Source organism: Pseudomonas syringae (assembly GCF_002157375.1).
GTDB classification, from domain to species: Bacteria; Pseudomonadota; Gammaproteobacteria; order Pseudomonadales; family Pseudomonadaceae; genus Aquipseudomonas; species Aquipseudomonas syringae_T.
The window spans coordinates 33,455-51,922 of record NZ_MTSA01000025.1; the positions used below are offsets into that span (position 1 = coordinate 33,455).

At 61.4% G+C, this 18,468-nt stretch carries 16 protein-coding genes; 14 read left to right on the top strand and 2 right to left on the bottom strand.

Annotated elements, in window-relative coordinates; translation table 11 throughout:
* Positions 1 to 249 precede the first annotated feature (249 nt).
* The 11 genes from BW686_RS24090 to BW686_RS24140 all read left to right on the top strand — a co-directional run bounded on the left by BW686_RS24090 (position 250) and on the right by BW686_RS24140 (position 13,269).
* Entirely contained in the window at positions 250 to 918 is a 669-nt protein-coding gene (locus BW686_RS24090) for a haloacid dehalogenase type II (RefSeq protein ID WP_084920212.1), read from the top strand.
* A gap of 66 nt (positions 919 to 984) precedes the next feature.
* On the top strand, positions 985 to 2,259 hold the full coding sequence (locus BW686_RS24095) for an NAD(P)/FAD-dependent oxidoreductase (protein WP_084920215.1): 1,275 nt from the start codon (positions 985 to 987) through the stop codon (positions 2,257 to 2,259).
* Positions 2,260 to 2,352: 93 nt separating this feature from the next.
* Positions 2,353 to 3,990, top strand: coding sequence for an ABC transporter substrate-binding protein (locus BW686_RS24100; RefSeq protein ID WP_084920218.1), 1,638 nt, complete (start codon positions 2,353 to 2,355; stop codon positions 3,988 to 3,990).
* A gap of 31 nt (positions 3,991 to 4,021) precedes the next feature.
* Positions 4,022 to 4,978, top strand: a complete 957-nt coding sequence (locus BW686_RS24105; RefSeq protein WP_084920220.1) for an ABC transporter permease — start codon at positions 4,022 to 4,024, stop codon at positions 4,976 to 4,978.
* On the top strand, positions 4,975 to 5,853 hold the full coding sequence (locus BW686_RS24110; protein WP_084920223.1) for an ABC transporter permease: 879 nt from the start codon (positions 4,975 to 4,977) through the stop codon (positions 5,851 to 5,853). The genes BW686_RS24105 and BW686_RS24110 overlap by 4 nt, the downstream gene beginning before the upstream one ends.
* A gap of 1 nt (position 5,854) precedes the next feature.
* On the top strand, positions 5,855 to 7,696 hold the full coding sequence (locus BW686_RS24115) for an ABC transporter ATP-binding protein (RefSeq protein ID WP_084920225.1): 1,842 nt from the start codon (positions 5,855 to 5,857) through the stop codon (positions 7,694 to 7,696).
* Positions 7,693 to 8,004, top strand: a complete 312-nt coding sequence (locus BW686_RS24120; RefSeq protein WP_084920228.1) for a (2Fe-2S)-binding protein — start codon at positions 7,693 to 7,695, stop codon at positions 8,002 to 8,004. The genes BW686_RS24115 and BW686_RS24120 overlap by 4 nt, the downstream gene beginning before the upstream one ends.
* Positions 7,983 to 9,392, top strand: coding sequence for an FAD/NAD(P)-dependent oxidoreductase (locus BW686_RS24125; RefSeq protein ID WP_084920230.1), 1,410 nt, complete (start codon positions 7,983 to 7,985; stop codon positions 9,390 to 9,392). Before BW686_RS24120 ends, BW686_RS24125 begins: the two co-directional genes overlap by 22 nt.
* Positions 9,389 to 10,543, top strand: a complete 1,155-nt coding sequence (locus BW686_RS24130) for an NAD(P)/FAD-dependent oxidoreductase (protein WP_084920233.1) — start codon at positions 9,389 to 9,391, stop codon at positions 10,541 to 10,543. The genes BW686_RS24125 and BW686_RS24130 overlap by 4 nt, the downstream gene beginning before the upstream one ends.
* Entirely contained in the window at positions 10,540 to 11,697 is a 1,158-nt protein-coding gene (gene argE, locus BW686_RS24135; RefSeq protein ID WP_084920236.1) for an acetylornithine deacetylase, read from the top strand. The genes BW686_RS24130 and argE overlap by 4 nt, the downstream gene beginning before the upstream one ends.
* 114 nt (positions 11,698 to 11,811) lie before the next feature.
* Positions 11,812 to 13,269: an NAD-dependent succinate-semialdehyde dehydrogenase gene (locus BW686_RS24140; protein ID WP_084920239.1), complete on the top strand. Its 1,458-nt coding sequence runs from the start codon at positions 11,812 to 11,814 to the stop codon at positions 13,267 to 13,269.
* Between the two features lie 371 nt (positions 13,270 to 13,640).
* On the opposite strand, the gene BW686_RS24150 is transcribed toward BW686_RS24140, so the two are convergent.
* The gene (locus tag BW686_RS24150; protein WP_179149367.1) at positions 13,641 to 14,570 is read right to left on the bottom strand and encodes a 2-hydroxyacid dehydrogenase; all 930 of its coding nucleotides are present in this window, start codon (positions 14,568 to 14,570) and stop codon (positions 13,641 to 13,643) included.
* A gap of 284 nt (positions 14,571 to 14,854) precedes the next feature.
* Here BW686_RS24150 and gabT point away from each other — a divergent pair, with 284 nt between their 5' ends.
* The 3 genes from gabT to BW686_RS24165 all read left to right on the top strand — a co-directional run bounded on the left by gabT (position 14,855) and on the right by BW686_RS24165 (position 17,429).
* Positions 14,855 to 16,159 carry a 4-aminobutyrate--2-oxoglutarate transaminase gene (gabT, locus tag BW686_RS24155; RefSeq protein WP_084920248.1) on the top strand — a complete coding sequence of 435 codons (1,305 nt, stop codon included), beginning with the start codon at positions 14,855 to 14,857 and terminating at the stop codon, positions 16,157 to 16,159.
* A 77-nt stretch (positions 16,160 to 16,236) separates the two neighbouring features.
* Entirely contained in the window at positions 16,237 to 16,893 is a 657-nt protein-coding gene (locus tag BW686_RS24160) for an HAD family hydrolase (RefSeq protein WP_179149369.1), read from the top strand.
* A gap of 47 nt (positions 16,894 to 16,940) precedes the next feature.
* Positions 16,941 to 17,429: an Lrp/AsnC family transcriptional regulator gene (locus tag BW686_RS24165; RefSeq protein ID WP_002555947.1), complete on the top strand. Its 489-nt coding sequence runs from the start codon at positions 16,941 to 16,943 to the stop codon at positions 17,427 to 17,429.
* Positions 17,430 to 17,454: 25 nt separating this feature from the next.
* Here the strand turns inward: BW686_RS24165 and BW686_RS24170 are convergent, their stop codons facing one another.
* Positions 17,455 to 17,913, bottom strand: coding sequence for an REP-associated tyrosine transposase (locus BW686_RS24170; RefSeq protein ID WP_084920253.1), 459 nt, complete (start codon positions 17,911 to 17,913; stop codon positions 17,455 to 17,457).
* Positions 17,914 to 18,468 lie beyond the last annotated feature (555 nt).

Genomic DNA, 18,468 nt, shown 5'->3' on the forward strand with positions numbered 1-18,468 from the left:
TGAGCGCCCTGAAAAGGGTCAAAAAAGCGCTAAAAACGGGGGCTTGCCCAAGGCTGGAGCGCCCCGCAAAGTCTGCTGAGCGCGCACCTTAAAACGGTGGTTTCTATCAAGCAGCCATCACTTTTAACGCCATATGCTGATTTCACGGTGTTGTAATGAGGGTGTGCTGCAGCGTGCATCACCGCCCTTGAGACGAGGTCGGACTGCTCGTCATGCCATGACCTCAACGAACCTTCAGGACCGCACACAATGAGCTTTCTTCGACCAAAATTCATTACGTTCGACTGCTACGGCACCTTGACCAACTTCCACATGGGCACCATGACGCGCGAGCTTTTCGCCGACCGCGTTCCGGCTGAACAAATGGACCAGTTCGTCCGGGACTTCTCGGCGTATCGTCTGGACCAGGTCATGGGTGACTGGATGCCTTATGACGAAATCCTGAAAGTGGCACTGTCCCGTACGTGCAAGCGCTGGAACGTTGAATACCGCGAAGAAGGCCAGCTGTATTACGACGCTGTGCCGACCTGGGGTCCGCATGCAGATGTACCGGCCGGCCTGTCGAAAATCGCCGACAAGATCCCGTTGGTGATCTTTTCCAACGCCAGCGACAGCCAGATCATGTCCAACGTCGAAAAGCTCGGCGCTCCTTTCCACAAGGTCTTCACCGCTGATCAGGCCAAGGTCTACAAGCCGCGCCTGGCCGCTTTCGAATTCATGCTCGACAACCTGGGTTGCGGCCCGGAAGACATCTTGCATGTGTCTTCCAGCTTCCGTTACGACCTGTTCTCCGCGCACGACATGAAAATCAAGAACAAGGCCTTCGTGGCACGCGGTCACGAACAGCCGGCGAACAGTTTCTACGAATACCACCAGATCCCGGACATCGGCGGACTGGCCGGGCTGGTCGGCCTCTAAGGCGGGCAAACCGGGCGACACCGGCATTTTTCAAGGTGCTCTTCCATGAGTGACAAGGGGAACAGAATGCGCAGTGAGTCCTACTGGCTCGACACAGCTCCAGACTTTACCGGTGCCCGGGACGGCGCAGTGGAGGGGCAGGCTGACGTGGTGGTGGTCGGTGGCGGTTTTACCGGTCTCTCGGCAGCGCGTGCATTGGCCTTGAAAGGTGCCAGCGTGGTGGTTCTGGAATCCGGTCGGGTGATCGGTGAGGCGTCTGGCCGCAACGGCGGGCAGTGCAACACCGGCGTGGCCCAGGACTACGCGTCGTTGAGCGCGACCCTGGGCGCCGATCAGGCGCGTGAGTATTACAAGGCTTACGAAAGCGCGGTGCAGAGCGTCGTCACGGTGGTCGAGCAGGAAAACATTGCCTGCGACATCAAGCGTAACGGCAAGCTCAAACTGGCCGCCAAGCCAGGGCATTACGAAGGGCTGGCGCGCACCTGCGAGCTGATTCGTCGTGAAGTCGATCCCGATGTGGAGCTGCTGTCGGCTCAGGACGTGCGCGCCGAGATCGATTCAGCCGAATTCCACGGCGGCCTGTTGCAGCGCAACGGCGTGCAGATGCACGTCGGTCGGTTTGGCCTGGGGCTGGCTGACGCTGCCGTGCGTCATGGCGCGCGGATGTATCAGGACGCCAAGGTCAAGGACTGGAAGGCCAATCGAGGTGGCTTCGTGGTCAACACCTCGAAAGGCTCTATTCAGGCCGGGCAGGTGCTGCTCGCCACCGGAGCCTGCCAGCACGGCGGGTTGGGCTGGTATCGCCGTCGCATCGTCCCGGTCGGTAGCTTCGTGATCGTCACCGAAGTGCTGCCGCAGGCGCTGATCAACCAGTTGTTCCCCCACCAGCGTTCCTACGTCACCAGCCGCTTGATCGGCAACTATTTCCGTCTTACCCCGGATAACCGTTTGCTGTTTGGCGGGCGGGCGCGCTTTGCAATGTCCAACAGCAGTTCCGATGCCAAAAGCGGCAAGGTGCTGCAGGCGGCGATGGTGCAGATGTTTCCGCAACTGGCCCACATTAAAGTCGATTACTGCTGGGGTGGTCTGGTGGACATGACCTCCGACCGTTTGCCGCGTGCAGGCGAACACGACGGCGTCTTCTACTCGATGGGCTACAGCGGTCACGGCGTGCAGATGTCGGTTCACATGGGGCAGGTGATGGCCGAGGTCATGGAAGGCAAGGCGCAGGCCAACCCCTGGAAAGACCTGAGCTGGCCAGCCATTCCTGGCCATTTCGGCAAGCCCTGGTTTCTGCCTCTGGTCGGCGCTTATTACCGCTATCAGGACAGCCGCCACTGAGTTTTTGTTTGACCGTCGTCGTGTGTGCATGAAGGACGCTCCGGCCAACCGTGAGCAACTCGGAATTTCCCCTTTTCGACAGGTAGAACTGATATGACTGACAAGAAAAACGACTCCACGTTGATCACAGGTGAAGACAGCCTGCGGGTTTTCGAAGGGCTCAATCGCGGTCTGTCGCGTCGCGATGCATTGCGCATGCTGGGTGTTGCAGGTGTGGTTGCGGCAGGCTCCAGCAGCCTGTTCAGCGCCGCGGGCAAGGTGTTTGCCGATGACGCGGACGCTCCGGTAAAAGGCAAGCCAGGCGGTCGTATCCGTGTGGCCGGCATGTCCAGCTCGACGGCTGATACGCTGGACCCGGCCAAGGGTGCGCTGTCCACCGACTACGTTCGCCATTTCATGTTCTACAACGGTCTGACCCGCTTCGACAGCCATCTGGTTCCGCACATGGAACTGGCCGAGAAGATCGAAAGCGACAACGCGACGGTCTGGACCGTGACCCTGCGTCAGGGTGTGACTTTCCACAACGGCAAGGCGCTGAGCGCGGGCGACGTGGTGTTCTCCCTGTCCCGTCACAAGGACCCGGCCACCGGCTCGAAAGTGCTGCCACTGATGGCGCAGTTTTCCGAGATCAAAGCCACTGGCCCGCTGGAAGTGCAGATCACCCTCAGCTCGCCGAACGCCGAGCTGCCGTCGATCCTCGCGGTCTCGCATTTGCTGATCGTGCCCGAAGGCACCACCGACTTCAGCAAAGGCATCGGCACCGGCCCGTTCACCGTCAAGGAGTTCAACCCTGGCGTGCGTTCGGTCAGTGCGCGTAACCCCAATTACTGGAAACCGGGCCTGCCGTACCTCGACGAGATCGAATTCATCGCCATTGCCGATGAGCCATCGCGGGTCAACGCGCTGCTGTCCGGCGATGTTCACATGATCAACGAGGTCAACCCGCGTTCGACGTCGCGTATCGCGGCGAGCGCCACGCACCGGGTTGTGGACGCGCCGTCCGGCAACTACACCGACCTGATCATTCGTCAGGACCAGATGCCCGGCAAGAGCCCGGAATTCACCGAGGCCATGAAATACCTGCTGGACCGTGAACAGGTCAAATCAGCGGTGTTCCGCGGCTACGCCCGGGTGGGCAATGACCATCCGATCTCACCCGGCTCGCGCTACTTCAACGCGGATCTGCCGCAGCGTGCCTACGATCCTGAAAAAGCCAAATTCCTGCTCAAGAAAGCCGGCATGGAAAAGATCACTATGGCCGTGGCGGCATCGCCGGCTGCGACCGGTTCGGTGGACATCGCCGTGCTGCTGCAACAGTCCGCTAAACAGGCCGGTCTGACCCTCAACGTCAACCGTCTGCCAAGCGATGGCTACTGGTCCAACCACTGGATGAAGCACCCGCTGAGCTTCGGCAACATCAACCCGCGACCGAACGCCGACGTGATCTTCTCGCAGTTCTTCCAGTCCACCGCACCGTGGAACGAGTCCGGCTGGAAGAATGACCAGTTCGACCAGTTGCTGCTGCTGGCCCGTGGCGAAACCGACGACGCCAAGCGCAGCAAAATGTATGGCGACATGCAGGCACTGGTCAGCCAGAACTGCGGCATCGGCATTCCGGTATTCATCAGCAACATCGATGGCGTGGACAAGCGTATCCAGGGCTACTCCAGCAATCCGCTGGGCGGCTTCATGGGCTACATGTTCAGCGAGCAGGTGTGGCTGGACGCGTAAATGCAACGCTGGATCGAGCGGGAGGATGCAGATGAATAGCAACACACTCTGGTTGATCGTGCAGCGCTTCGGCGCGGCGATTGTGACGTTGTTGATCGTTTCCATCGTGGTCTTCGCCATTACGGCGGTGCTGCCTGGGGACGCGGCGCAACAGGCTCTTGGGCAATTCGCGACGCCTGAACAGGTCGCGGCATTGCGTACAAAACTGGGCCTGGATCAACCCGGCGTGGTGCGTTATCTGCATTGGCTGACCGACCTGCTCGGTGGCAACTTCGGTGAATCGGTGTCCAACGCGATGCCGGTTTCCGACCTGATTGCCGGACGCTTTCCGAAGACCCTGATGCTGTCGGCCACCACCGCGCTGGTGTCGGTGCCGGTCGCGCTGGCACTGGGCATCGGTGCCGCGATGTACCGCGGCAGCCGCCTCGATGGCGCGCTGAATTTCATTACGCTGACGCTGGTGGCGGTGCCCGAGTTTCTGGTGGCCACGCTGGCCGTGCTGATTTTTGCCGTCAACCTGGGCTGGCTGTCGGCCTTGTCCTATGGCGGTGATGTCAGCTCGCCCTGGCAGTTCATGCGCACTTACGCGTTGCCGGTGATGACCCTGTGCTGCGTGATCGTGGCGCAGATGGCGCGCATGACCCGCGCTGCGGTCATCGATCAACTGGACAGCCCGTACGTGGAAATGGCCCGCCTCAAGGGCGTCGGGCCGGTTCGTATCGTCTTGCGTCACGCCCTGCCGAATGCCATCGGGCCAATCGTCAATGCGGTGGCGCTGAGCCTGTCTTACCTGCTGGGCGGGGTGGTTATCGTTGAAACCATCTTCAACTACCCCGGCATTGCCAGCCTGATGGTCGACGCCGTGACCAACCGCGACATGGCGCTGGTTCAAGGCTGCACCATGCTGTTCTGTTCCGCTTACCTGGGTCTGGTGCTGATGGCCGACCTGTGTGCAATTCTTTCCAACCCGAGGCTGAGAACCCAATGACTGAATTCATTGAGAAATCGATGCCTGTTGCGCCGGAACCGGTGCCACGCAAAAAAGTAGCCCGCCCGACCTCGTGGCTGGGCCTGCTGGGCGCGACGGTGTGCTTCATCTGGCTGATGGTCGCGCTGTTCGGCCCCTGGCTTGCGCCGCATCCCGTGGGTGAAGTGGTGTCCGACAACATGTTTGAAAACATGAGCGCGGCGTACCCGTTCGGCACGGACTACTTGGGCCGCGACATGCTCAGCCGAGTGTTGGTCGGCGCGCGCTTCACTGTGGGTCTGGCGTTGATCTCTGCCGTACTGGCCAGCGGCATTGGTACGCTGTGTGCGCTGCTGTCGGTGGTCGCGCCCAAATGGCTGGACGAAATTATCAGCCGTCTGATGGACGCGTTCATTTCGATCCCGAGCAAGATGCTGGCGCTGATCATGGTGTCGGCGTTCGGCTCGTCCGAAGTGCTGCTGATCTGCACGGCAGTGCTCAGTTACACGCCGGGCGCCTTCCGTATCGCGCGCAGCATGGCGGTGAATATCGAGGCGCTGGAATACGTGCAAGTGGCGCGTACGCGGGGTGAAGGTCGCGTGTATATCGCCTGTCGGGAGATCCTGCCGAACATGCTCAACCCGGTCATGACGGACTTGGGCCTGCGGTTCGGTTTCATCGTGTTGCTGCTCAGCGGCATGAGCTTCCTCGGGCTGGGCGTGCAACCGCCCGATGCGGACCTGGGTTCATTGGTGCGCGAGAACATCGGTGGCCTCAGTCAGGGCGCCCCGGCCATCGTGATCCCTGCGCTGGCGATCGGCACGCTGACCATCGGCGTCAACCTGTTCATCGACCGGTTGGCCTCACGGCGCGGTCGCCGCTCGGGAGGGCATTGAGATGAGCCAGTTGATTCGAGTGCAGGACCTGCGTGTGGTCGCCGATGGCGATCACGGCGAACTGGAGATCGTCAAAGGCGTCAGCTTCTCGCTGGAAAAGGGCGAGGTGCTGGCGTTGATCGGCGAGTCCGGCTCCGGCAAGACCACCATCGCGCTGGCGCTGCTGGGTTATGCCCGGCGCGGCTGCAAACTGGCCGGCGGCGTGGTTCAGGTGGGCGAGCACGACATGCTCAGCCTGCCGGAAAGCCAGTTGCAGGGCCTGCGCGGCAACCGTGTTTCGTATATCGCACAAAGCGCGGCAGCGGCGTTCAACCCGGCGAAAAAACTGATTGATCAGGTGATCGAAGGTGCGCTGATTCATGGTCTTGGCACGCGTGCAGCGCTGGAAGCCAAGGCTGTTGAACTGTTCCGCGACCTGGCGTTGCCCAACCCTGAAACCATCGGTCGGCGTTACCCGCACCAGGTGTCGGGCGGCCAATTGCAGCGGGTCATGGCGGCGATGGCGCTGATCAGCGATCCGTTGCTGGTGATCCTCGACGAACCGACCACCGCGCTGGACGTCACGACGCAGATCGATGTGCTGCGCGCGTTCAAGCGGGTGGTCCGCGAGCGTGGCGCGACGGCGGTCTATGTTTCTCACGACCTGGCTGTCGTGGCGCAGATGGCCGACCAGATTGTCGTGCTCAACGGTGGGCAGATTGTCGAAACCAGCAGCACCGCCGCGCTGCTCAGCGGTCCCGAAGAGGCCTATAGCCGCAGCCTGCTGGCGGCGGCGCGCCCGGACAGGATACTGACCCCGGCCAGCGAGGTGGTCAAAGACACCACGCTGTTGACCATCAAGGGCCTGACCGCGGGCTACGGCAAAAAGAACCTGCAAGGCATGCCGATGATTCGCGTGCTGGAAGACATCGACCTGACCATCCGCCGTGGCCAGGCCGTGGGCGTGATTGGCGAATCCGGTTCGGGCAAGTCGACCCTGGCCCGTGTGGTTGCCGGTCTGCTGGACCCGGCCCACGGCAGCCTGACGTTCGACGGTGCCGAATTGTCCGGCTCGCTGACCGGTCGCACCGAAGAGCAGTTCCGGCGCATTCAGATGGTGTTCCAGAATGCCGACACTGCGCTCAACCCGATGCACAGCGTCAGTGCGATTCTCGCCCGACCGCTGAAAATGTATTTCGGCCTCAAGGGCAAGGCGCTTCGCGAGCGTATCGACGAACTGATGGACCTGGTGCGTCTGCCTCGCGAACTGGCCGAGCGGCGTCCCAATGAACTGTCGGGCGGGCAGAAACAACGCGTCAACCTGGCCCGCGCCCTGGCGGCCAAGCCAGACCTGATTCTCTGTGATGAAGTGACCTCGGCGCTGGATACCGTGGTCGGTGCCTGCATCCTTGAACTGCTCGGTGAATTGCGTCGCAAGCTGGGTGTGTCTTACCTGTTTATCAGCCACGACATTTCCACGGTGCGCGCCCTGTGCGACGACATCGTGGTGATGTACAGCGGCCACAAGGTCGAAGAGGGCAGCCGTGAGGCGTTCAGTCGCGTGCCGTTCCACCCTTACACCGACCTGCTGGTGCATTCGGTGCCGGAGCTGCGTCAAGGCTGGCTGGAGAGCTGTGGCGTGACTACCGGCAAGCTGCCGCCCATCAGCGCGCCGGCCAACACGCCGGAGCTGTGTACCTTTCTCAATCGCTGCCCGTCCCGTGTTGAAGGGGTGTGCAACAAGACTGCGCCGGATCGTCGCCTGATTGCAGGCGGCAGTGAAATCCTTTGCCATCGCAACAGCGACGAGCTTGAGGCCGTGCAAGCAGACCTGAACCCTATGACCGCAGGAGCCTACGCATGAGTGGCCGTTTTGTGAGGCTGGGCGAGCGTGATCGTCCGGTCGTGAGCCTGGTGGTCGACGGTGCGCCCATCGAAGCCTTGCAGGGCGACACCCTGATGGTTGCGCTGCTGACCCGCAAAGCCGCGCTGCGCCAGTCCGAGTTCGACCCCGGACGGCGTGCCGGCTTCTGCCTGATGGGCGCCTGTCAGGATTGCTGGGTCTGGACCCGCAGCGGCGAGCGGCTGCGCGCCTGCTCCAACGAAGTCCGCGACGGACTCGACATCGTCACCACCCAGCCGGAGGCGAAATGGCCACTTCTTCACGGTTAGATGTTCAGAACCCTGCCAGCCCGAGAGTCGTCATCATCGGCGCTGGCCCGGCGGGCACCCGTTGTGCGGAAACCCTGCTGGCGGCGGGCATCAAACCGATCCTGATCGACGAGAACCGGCGCGACGGCGGGCAGATCTATCGTCGCCAGCCGGAAGGCTTCAAGCGTGATTACTCGGCGCTGTACGGCACCGAAGCGACCAAGGCGCGCGACCTGCACGAAAGCTTCGACCGTCTGCGCACGCAGATCGACTATCGTCCTGACACCCTGGCCTGGAACCTGACGCAAGGCGAGCTGTGCTGTGCCAGCCAGGGCGTACACACGGTGGTCGAATACGACGCGCTGATGCTGTGCGCCGGTGCTACCGACCGATTGATGCCGATCAAAGGCTGGCAGCTGGCAGGCACCTACAGCCTGGGCGGCTCGCAGATTGCGCTCAAGGCACAGTCGGTTTCCATTGGCAGCCGCGTGGTCTTCATGGGCAGCGGCCCGTTGCTCTATCTGGTCGCCAGCCAGTACGTCAAAGCCGGTGCCGATGTGGCTGCCGTGCTCGACACCTCGCCCTTCAGCAAGCGCCTCGGCGCGATGCCCAAATTGCTGGCGCGTCCTGGGCTGCTGTTAAACGGCATGAAGCTGCTGGCGCAGTTGTACAGCGCCAAGGTGCCGGTGCATCTGGGCGTGCAGCCCGAAGAAATTCTAGGCAGCGAACAGGATGGCGTGACCGGCGTTCGGGTAACACTCGCCAACGGCAATGCGCTGACCGTCGATTGCGATGCACTGGCGCTGGGGTATCACCTGCGTCCGGAAACTCAACTGGCCGATCTGGCCGGATGCGGTCTGCGCTTCGATGAAGCGTCCGGGCAGTGGGTGCTGGCGGTCGACGAAGAAGGTCGCACGTCGGTCAAAGGTGTTTACGCCGCTGGCGACGGCGCGAAGATTCGCGGTGCCGACGCCGCCGAGCAAGCGGGGCGGCTGGCGGCGATGGCGCTGCTGGACGACCTTGGCCGGCCTGTGGATAACACGCGGCGCGAAGCCGTGCGCAAGAATCTCGTCGTCATGGACCGCTTTCGCGTCGGGCTCGCCGAAGCCTTCCCGTGGCCTGCCGCTCAGGCCGCTGCGCTGCCGGACGAAGCGATTGTCTGCCGCTGTGAAATGATCAGCGCGGGCGAACTGCGTGGCGTCGTGCGTGAAAAAGGCGCGTGTGAAGTCAACCGCGCCAAGGCGTTCAGTCGGGTCGGCATGGGCCGTTGTCAGGGCCGTTATTGCTCGCAGGCCGGTGCCGAAGTGATTGCAGCCGAAGCCGGTGTGCCGGTCGAGCAGGTCGGTCGTCAGCGGGGTCAGGCGCCCGTCAAACCGTTGTCGATGTTGGTGGACGAGGTGACGTCATGAGACAGCCTAAAGTCGATGTGCTGATTATCGGTGGTGGTTTCATGGGCGCTGCGTCGGCGTTTTTTCTGCGTCAGCACGGCAAGTCGGTGACGCTGCTGGAGCGCGACGTGATCGGCCAGTACGCCAGTGGCGTGAACTTCGGCAACGTGCGGCGTCAGGGTCGTCACTTGGGGCAACTGGAACTCGCCAATCGTTCCAGAGCGTTGTGGCAGAAGCTGCCGCAACTGATCGGTGAAGACCTGGAATTCCTGCCCAGCGGTCACATGCGCGTCTGCTATCGTGAAGACGAAATTCCCGAGCTGGAGGCCTATGCAGCGGCCCCGGAAGCGCGGGAACTGGACCTGAAAGTCTACCGTGGCAAAGAACTGCACGAACGCTTTCCGTTTCTCGGCCCGGACGTGAAAGGCGGCTCCTATGCCCCGCACGACGGTCACGCGAACCCGCGTCTGGCGGCGCCAGCCTTTGCGCGTGCTGCCATTCGTGCCGGGGCGCGGATCGAAGAACGCACTGAGGTGGCTCACGTTGAAAAAGTCGGTGGCGTGTTTGAAGTCACCACCACGCAAGGCCACATTTTCACCGCGGACCAACTGCTGATTACTGCCGGCGCGTGGGGCCAGAAGCTCTCTGCGCAATTCGGCGAACCGGTCCCGCTGGAGACCAATGGCCCGCAGATGGCCGTCACCGAGCCGGTGCCTTACGCGCTGCCGACGGTGATCGGCGTGTTCACCAAAATCCCTCACGAAGTGATCTATTTCCGGCAGATCGCGCGCGGCAACATCATCATCGGGGGTGGCTTTCGCAGCAAGCCGGACATGGTCAATCGCCGCGCCTATGTCGAGCCGCGCAGCATCATCAATCAGGTGCAGCAGATGCGTCGCCTGCTGCCCGGCGTCGGTAATCTGAACATCATCCGCGTGTGGAGCGGGATCGAAGGCTACACACCGGATTCACTGCCGGTGATAGGCCGCAGCGGCAAGGTCGATGGTCTTTTTTACGCGTTCGGTTTCTGCGGTCACGGTTTTCAGCTCGGCCCGGGCGTGGGCGACGTGATGGCCGAACTGATCAGCACCGGCACCACCAGCACCTCGATCAGCCCGTTCGACATTCGCCGTTTCGACCTCGTCACAGCACCAGCGAGTAAAGCCTCATGAGCCCCCGTGTACTGGAAATCCTCAAGCGGTTGATTGCCTTCGACACCGTGTCGTCGGAGCCGAACATGGCGCTGATCGAATACGTCCGTGAGCTGCTGGCCAGCAAGGGCATCGAGTCGTTGATCGTCAAGGACGAGACCGGCAAGAAGGCCAACCTGTTCGCCAGCACCGGCCCGCGTGACGTGCCGGGCGTGCTGCTTTCCGGACACACCGATGTGGTGCCGGCTGCTGGCCAGGCGTGGACCCTGCCACCGTTTCAGGCGACGCTGCGCGACGGGTGTATCTACGGGCGCGGCACCTGCGACATGAAAGGGTTTATCGCCCTGGCCATCGACGCCATGCTCGATGCGGCGGACATGACGCTGATCCGTCCGCTGCAACTGGCTTTATCCCACGATGAAGAAATCGGCTGCGTCGGTGTGCGACGGCTGCTGGATGTGTTGCATCTGGCGCCAGTGCGTCCGTTTCTGTGCGTGGTGGGCGAGCCGACCCTGATGCAGTTCGCGGTCGGGCACAAAGGCAAAGCTTCGTACCGCACCTTCTGCCGGGGGCAGGAAGCGCATTCTTCACTGGCGCCCCGGGCGGTCAATGCGATTCATCTGGCGAGTGATTTCATTGCCGAACTGCGCAAGAGTCAGAAACAGATCGAGCAGCAGGGCGCGCGCGACGAGGGCTATGACATCCCTTACAGCACGGTACACATCGGACGTATCGATGGCGGCAAGGCGCTGAACATTGTGCCTAATCTTTGCACGATGGAATTCGAATACCGGAACCTGCCCGGGGACAATCCCGAACGGTTACTGGAGCAATTGCGCGAGCGCGCCGAAGTGCTGGTCCGCGAGGCGCGTCAGCTGTCAGGCGTGGCCGCCATCGAGATCGAAGTCATGAACGAGTACCCGGCGCTGGAGACCCACCCCAGTGTGGAAGCGGTGCGCATGCTGCATGCCTTCGCCGAACCCGGCACGCAGCACGTCAAGGTGTCCTATGGCACTGAAGGCGGGCTGTTCGCCGGACGGCTCAACGTGCCGGTGGTGGTTTGCGGGCCAGGTTCTATCGAGCAGGCGCACAAGCCGGACGAGTTTATCGACGAGAGCCAGATGGACGCGGGCGAGCGGTTTTTGCAAAGCCTGCTGGGCTCGCTGAAGCAGTAGAGGCTGCCGTCCGGGCGTCAATTTCAGCATCGGACGCTGCCGTTATCCTGCTTTCAGCATCCTGGACTGCGGCGTCTGCCTAGACTGGCAGGTATCCCGAAACAGGACTCGACCATGCTCAAGAATCAGTTGAAAGACCCCAGCCTGCTGGTAGAACGCGCCTATGTGGATGGCCAGTGGATCAGCGCCGACGACGGTGCGGCGTTGACCATCACCGACCCGGCAACCGGCGAAACGCTCGCCCGTGTGCCGGCCCTGCAAGGTCCAGAAACCCGTCGTGCCGTCGAAGCCGCCGACCGCGCCTGGCCGGCGTGGCGTGCGCGTCCTGCCGCCGAGCGTGCGGCGCTGCTGGAGCGTTGGCATCAGGCGATGCTCGACAACGTCGAAGACCTGGCATTGATCATGACACTCGAGCAGGGCAAGCCACTGAACGAGGCGCGTGGCGAGATCCGCTACGGCGCCAGCTTCGTCAAATGGTTCGCTGAAGAAGCGCGTCGTGCCTACGGCGAAACCATTCCGACACCCAGCGCGGATCGTCGCTTGATGACGCTCAAGCAGCCCGTCGGTGTCTGCGCGGCAATCACGCCGTGGAACTTCCCCAACGCGATGATCACCCGCAAATGCGCGCCGGCTCTGGCCGCGGGCTGCCCGATCATCGTCAAACCTTCGGACCTCACGCCGTTGTCGGCCTTGGCCCTGGCCGTGCTGGCCGAGCGTGTGGGCATTCCGGCTGGCGTCTTCAACGTGGTCACCGGCATGCCCGCTGGCATTGGCGAAGAGCTGACCGGCAACCCGGTGGTGCGCAAGATTTCCTTCACCGGTTCCACCGCGGTCGGCCGTCTGCTGATGCGCCAGAGCGCCGAACACATCAAGCGCCTGAGCCTGGAACTGGGCGGCAACGCGCCGTTTATCGTCTTCGATGATGCCGATCTGGAGCAGGCGGTGGCGGGCATCATGCTCAGCAAGTTCCGCAACGCCGGGCAGACGTGCGTGTGCGCCAACCGGATTCTGGTGCAGAACGGCATTTATGATCGTTTCGCTGCACGTCTGGTGGAAGAAGTCGCCAAACTCAAGGTCGGCAACGGTCTGGAAGAGGGCGTGACGATTGGCCCGCTGATCAACCCGGCAGCCGTCAGCAAAGTGGCCCGGCACATTGATGATGCGCTGAGCCAGGGCGCGACGCTGCTGCATGGCGAGCGTCCGACAGGCGACAGCCAGTTTGTCCAGCCGACAGTGTTGGGCGATACCCATGCGGGCATGCTGCTGGCCAACGAAGAAACGTTCGGCCCGGTCGCTCCGCTCATGCGCTTCACCGACGAAGCCGAGGCCCTCGCACTGGCCAACGCCACACCCTACGGTCTGGGTGCTTATTACTTCACCCAGGACCTGCGCCGTTCATGGCGTTTCGGCGAGGCGCTGGAGTTTGGCATGGTCGGCCTCAACACCGGCATCATCTCAATGGAAGTCGCCCCGTTCGGCGGCATCAAACAATCCGGCCTGGGCCGCGAAGGCTCCAGCTACGGCCTGGATGAATACCTGGAAGTGAAAGCGTTTCATGTGGGTGGGTTGTAGCAGCGCAGTACAACTGACTCTCGTGCCCATGCTCCAGGCACATCGTCATACACAAGCCCTGGAGCGCCCGAAATAAAGGGCTTCAAGGCTTCTGCCCGAAGGGCGTGAGGGCAAACGTGTTCGCTCACTCTCGTGCCCATGCTCCAGGCTCATCGTTATACAAGCCTTGGAGCGCCCGGAATAAAGGGCTTCAAGGCTTCTGCCCGAAGGGCGTGGGAGCGAACTTGTTCGCGAAGACGGTGTGTCAGTCGATGCATTTTCGGCGGTCACACTAACCCTTTCGCGAACACGTTCGCTCCCACGGCCTCCGGCCAGAATCAAAAGCGGACGTGTGTATAACGATGAGTGCTCCGCGTCGGCACGATAATCAGCTAATAACCCTGCCCGCGATCCACCTGGCCTTGCATCGCTTCACCGCGCTCAAAGCGGCGGATATTGTCGAGCAGCCCGGGGAAGGCGCTTTCCGGTTGGGTCATGGCCGCGACGTGCGGCGTCAGCAGGATTTTCGGATGTTTCCAGAACGGATGGTCGGCCGGTGCTGGCTCCTGCTTCAGCACATCCAGCACGGCAGCGCTCAGTTGGCCGCTGTCCAGCGCTTCAAGCAGGTCGGCCTCCACCAGATGTCCGCCACGGCCCATGTTGATCAACGCAGCCCCTTTGGGCAATCGATCAAACAGCTGACGGTTGAGGATGCCTTCGGTCTGCCCGGTCAGCGGCAATACACACAGCAGAATGTCGCACTGGGCGAGAAACTCACCGAGCTGCTCTTCACCCGCGTAGCACATCACGCCTTCGACCTGATGCGCGCTGCGTGCCCAGCCTGACAGCTCGAAACCGAACGGTTTGAGACTCGACAGAATATGCTGCGCTTGCAAGCCCAGGCCCATCACGCCGACCCGACGCTTGTGCGCCGGTATCAATGGCTGGGCTTTCCAGAGCCCTTCAACCTGCTGCTGTCGATAACGCAACATCTCCCTATGCAGGCTCAGCACCGCAAAGGTCGCGTACTCGCACATCCCGTGGCTGATGCCCGGGTCCAGCAGGCGAACCACCGGCAGGGATTTTGGAATGCGGCTCAGGTCCAGTTGATCCACACCGGCTGACAGGGCAAACAGCACTTTCAGGTTCGGCAGCAACTCCTGCAGATCGTCAGGTGCCAGCCAGGCGCCCAGGTAGTGGATGTCGGCCGGGTCGCCGATGTCCGGCCATACCCGCCATTCGATGTCAGGTGCGTGCTCGGCAAACAGGACGCGCCAGCGTTCGGCGCGTGCGGGATCGGCTTTGTAGAGCAGGGCGGGCATGGGCATTTCCTGAGCATGAAAGTGGAGCCCCATCATGCCGCAAATCGGGAGCAGGATCTGTCGAAACGCCCGTTTACAGAGCGTTGCAGCGCCTGAAAAGCAGCGTTGCCCGGCAGATTGCGTGGTGCTCGCGGGGCATGAAGGAATCTGCCGTTTGTGAGGGGAAAAACAGTCGATATGGACTTCTGAGGGGCGAAGTTCGGCGTAGATCATTTCGCTGAACGCTTAACCTGAACACCATCGCAGCCACCCCGCCGGCTGCCTGGCCCATGATAGGTAAAACCATGAACAGCAAAGTCGACGATACCCCTCATCTGCTTCGTCAGCGCGATCAGTTTGTGCCGCGTGGCATTGTCACGGCCCACCCGTTGGTCATCGACCGCGCTCTGGGTTCCGAATTGTGGGACGTCGATGGCAAGCGCTACCTGGATTTCGTGGGCGGCATTGGCGTCTTGAACATTGGTCACAACCATCCGAACGTGGTCAAGGCGATCCAGGCCCAACTGACCAAGGTCACCCACGCCTGTTTTCAGGTGGCGTCCTATCAGCCCTACGTCGACCTGGCCAAACGCCTGAGCCTGATCATCGCCGGTCAGAGTGGTATCGATCACAAAGCGGTGTTCTTCACCTCCGGTGCCGAAGCGGTGGAAAACGCGGTGAAAATCGCCCGCGCCCACACCAATCGCCCGGCGATCATCTCGTTTCGCGGCGGCTTTCACGGCCGTACGCTGCTGGGCACGACGCTGACCGGCATGAGCCAGCCGTACAAGCAGAACTTCGGCCCGATGGCGCCTGAAGTGTTCCACACGCCTTACCCGAACGAGTACCGCGGCGTGACCACCGAGGTGGCGCTGGCGGCGCTGCATGAGCTGCTGGCGACTCAGGTTGCACCGGATCGTGTGGCAGCCATCCTGATCGAGCCTGTGCAGGGCGACGGTGGCTTCCTGACCGCGCCGGTCGAATTCCTCAAAGCCTTGCGTGCTCTGACCGAACAACATGGCATCGTGCTGATTCTCGATGAGATCCAGACCGGTTTCGGTCGTACCGGCAAGTGGTTCGGTTTCGAACACTCCGGCATCCAGCCTGACCTGGTCACCGTTGCCAAAAGCCTCGCGGGCGGGATGCCGTTGTCGGGCGTGGTCGGGCGTGCCGAGATCATGGACGCACCGCTTCCGGGCGGCCTGGGGGGCACTTACGGCGGCAATGCGCTGTCCTGCGCCGCTGCGCTGGCGGTGATCGATACCTATGAGCAGGACAACCTGCTGGCGCGTGGCGAACAATTGGGCGAGCACTTGCGCGCAGGTTTGCTCAAGCTCAAGCATCGTTACAGCTGCATCGGCGATGTGCGCGGCACCGGCTTCATGCTGGCCATGGAAATGGTCAAGAACGACGCCGCGCGCAGCCCGGACGCCGACCTCAATCAGAAGGTCATCGATCAGGCGCGCATCGGCGGTCTGTTGGTGATCAAGTGTGGCGTTTATCGCAACGTGTTGCGCTTCCTGGCACCTCTGGTGACCACTGAGCAGCAGATCGATGAAGCGCTGACCATTCTCGATGCCGCCTTGGCACGAGTATTGAAATCCAGCTAAGCACAGGCGTGATCGCGGTTGTCGTCAGACGCCGCGGTTGCGGGTGCTGGGATCACTGAATGGAGACGTTGCCAGCCATGGGGCTTATTGATTACCGCGCACTGTTGATCGACTGCGATGAAGTACTGGTGGATCGTGATTCAGGTATCTGGTCGGCGTTGCAGCCCTTGCTGGATAACGGCGTGGGTACACCGGACAAAGACCGGATGATGACCGAGTTCAACGAGGTCATCGATACGCTGTATCCACGCTTTGGCGAGCTGGGTTTCAGCGGTCTGCTGTGTTTTGCGCATCGTCAGCTGGCCGAGCGCCTTGGCATCAAGGCCAGTTGGGAAGAGGGCATGACCTTCGCCCGCTCGGTGCCGAACTGGACGCTGTTCGAGGACGCACCGGGCGCGATGCTCTACCTGCGCAAGTTCTACCGATTGCTGGTCTACGCCGACCGCGACTTGCAGGATCGCGGCATTTTGTGCGAGCGGTTGGGGCTTGAGCCTGACAGCCTGCTGTCGTTGACCACGCACCCACTGGACGATCCACGCTGGCTCGCCGACATGGATCTTGCTCCCGGAGAAACCCTGCGCGTGTCCCGCCCTCCGGCCTCCGCGCTGGCGACCGGCGGCCTGTGCCTGATCCGTCGTGGTCGTGAACAGCACAATCAGCCATGCACGGCTGACCTCTGCATCAACAGCATGGCGGATCTCGTTGCTCAGCATCAGCTGTCTTTACGGCGCTGATTTTGCTAGAAGGTAGGCAACGTGAATGGCAATGCATGAGGTAGGTAATGGAAGGCTTGGTCAAACTGGATCGGATTGATATCAATATCCTGGTAGAACTCCAGAAAGACGGGCGCATGACCAACGTCAGCCTGGCCGACGCCGTCGGGCTTTCCGCGAGCCCTTGCCTGCAACGTGTCAAACGTCTTGAGTCGGCGGGTTACATCTCCAGCTACAAGGCGCACCTGAATCTCGCAAAAATCACTGAATCGGTCACCGTGTTCACGGAAATCTCCCTGAGCGACCACAAGCGTGAAGACTTCGCCAAATTCGAAGCCAATATTCGCCATGTGGACGAAGTGCTGGAATGCCATCTAATCAGTGGCGGCTACGACTACCTGGTGCGCTTCATGACCCGCAGCATTCAGCATTACCAGGAAGTGATCGAAGAACTGCTGGACAAGAACATCGGCATCTCCAAGTACTTCAGCTACATCGTCATCAAATCCCCGGTCATGAAAGATGGCGTGCCACTGCGCAAACTGTTGCGCCATTGAAACGGCGTAACGTGTGGATGTGGGTTCAAATCCAGACCGCATCCCACAAGGGATAATCCCCTATCTTGCTCACCAGCCCTGCACGCAGCGGATTTGCGACGATGTAGCGAGCCAGACCGACCATGTCCTGCTCATTGCGCACAGCCTGGTCGTGATACCCGGACTGCCATAGGGTGTGGGGCTGCGCTCTGATTTTTCCGATGGCGATCGAACTGCGTGCTTTAAGTTGTTGCATCAACTTGGGTAGATCATTCTTTTTGAGCTCAAAAAGCCAGTGAACGTGGTCAGGCATTACGACCCAGGCAAGCGACTTGACCTGTTCCTGCTCTTCGCATCGTCTCAGCTCTCGCACCAGCAAGCGCCCGAGATGAAAATCGGCGAATACAGGTTCGCGTCCTCGCGTCACTGAAGTCACCATGTACACCTGGCCTATTTCGGAATATCGGCCCGTACGCAAACGTCGTGACGCAGAGTAAACATGCATTCCCTTGCCCTCAAAGTCATTTCAACGTTGAACGTTAGCGCTTGATATCGGGATCAACGGAGGAATGATTTACAGCATGTAATACGGCAGCGGATGAGTGGAGGTTTATGGGGGCTTGGGAACGGATGAGTGGAGGTAGATGAGTGCGTGGGAGCGGACTTGTCCGCGAAGAGGCCCGGCCTGCCACCCACATTCGTTGTTTGATAATCAGCCTTCGTGGATAAGTCCACTCCCACGGCAGCAGATGAGTGGAGGTTGATGAGTGCGTGGGAGCGGACTTGTCCGCGAAGAGGCCCGGCCTGCCGCCCACATTCGTTGTTTGATAATCAGTCTTCGTGGACAAGTCCACTCCCACGGCAGCGGATGAGTTGAGGTTGATGGGTGCGTGGGAGCGGACTTGTCCGCGAAGAGGCCCGGCCTGCCACTCACATTCGTTGTTTGATAATCAGCCTTCGTGGACAAGTCCACTCCCACGGGAGCGGACTTGTGGAGGTAGATGAGTGCGTGGGAGCGGACTTGTCCGCGAAGAGGCCCGGCCTGCCACTCACATTCGTT

Bases quoted from the DNA above. Each gene is read 5' to 3' on its own strand.
- BW686_RS24125 (WP_084920230.1), top strand. From the start codon at position 7,983: ATGGCCACTTCTTCACGGTTAGATGTTCAGAACCCTGCCAGCCCGAGA.
- BW686_RS24105 (WP_084920220.1), top strand. From the start codon at position 4,022: ATGAATAGCAACACACTCTGGTTGATCGTGCAGCGCTTCGGCGCGGCG.
- BW686_RS24100 (WP_084920218.1), top strand. From the start codon at position 2,353: ATGACTGACAAGAAAAACGACTCCACGTTGATCACAGGTGAAGACAGC.
- BW686_RS24130 (WP_084920233.1), top strand. From the start codon at position 9,389: ATGAGACAGCCTAAAGTCGATGTGCTGATTATCGGTGGTGGTTTCATG.
- BW686_RS24095 (WP_084920215.1), top strand. From the start codon at position 985: ATGCGCAGTGAGTCCTACTGGCTCGACACAGCTCCAGACTTTACCGGT.
- BW686_RS24140 (WP_084920239.1), top strand. From the start codon at position 11,812: ATGCTCAAGAATCAGTTGAAAGACCCCAGCCTGCTGGTAGAACGCGCC.
- BW686_RS24115 (WP_084920225.1), top strand. From the start codon at position 5,855: ATGAGCCAGTTGATTCGAGTGCAGGACCTGCGTGTGGTCGCCGATGGC.
- BW686_RS24170 (WP_084920253.1), bottom strand. From the start codon at position 17,913: ATGCATGTTTACTCTGCGTCACGACGTTTGCGTACGGGCCGATATTCC.
- BW686_RS24110 (WP_084920223.1), top strand. From the start codon at position 4,975: ATGACTGAATTCATTGAGAAATCGATGCCTGTTGCGCCGGAACCGGTG.
- BW686_RS24090 (WP_084920212.1), top strand. From the start codon at position 250: ATGAGCTTTCTTCGACCAAAATTCATTACGTTCGACTGCTACGGCACC.
- BW686_RS24120 (WP_084920228.1), top strand. From the start codon at position 7,693: ATGAGTGGCCGTTTTGTGAGGCTGGGCGAGCGTGATCGTCCGGTCGTG.
- BW686_RS24160 (WP_179149369.1), top strand. From the start codon at position 16,237: ATGGGGCTTATTGATTACCGCGCACTGTTGATCGACTGCGATGAAGTA.
- argE (WP_084920236.1), top strand. From the start codon at position 10,540: ATGAGCCCCCGTGTACTGGAAATCCTCAAGCGGTTGATTGCCTTCGAC.
- BW686_RS24165 (WP_002555947.1), top strand. From the start codon at position 16,941: ATGGAAGGCTTGGTCAAACTGGATCGGATTGATATCAATATCCTGGTA.
- gabT (WP_084920248.1), top strand. From the start codon at position 14,855: ATGAACAGCAAAGTCGACGATACCCCTCATCTGCTTCGTCAGCGCGAT.
- BW686_RS24150 (WP_179149367.1), bottom strand. From the start codon at position 14,570: ATGCCCGCCCTGCTCTACAAAGCCGATCCCGCACGCGCCGAACGCTGG.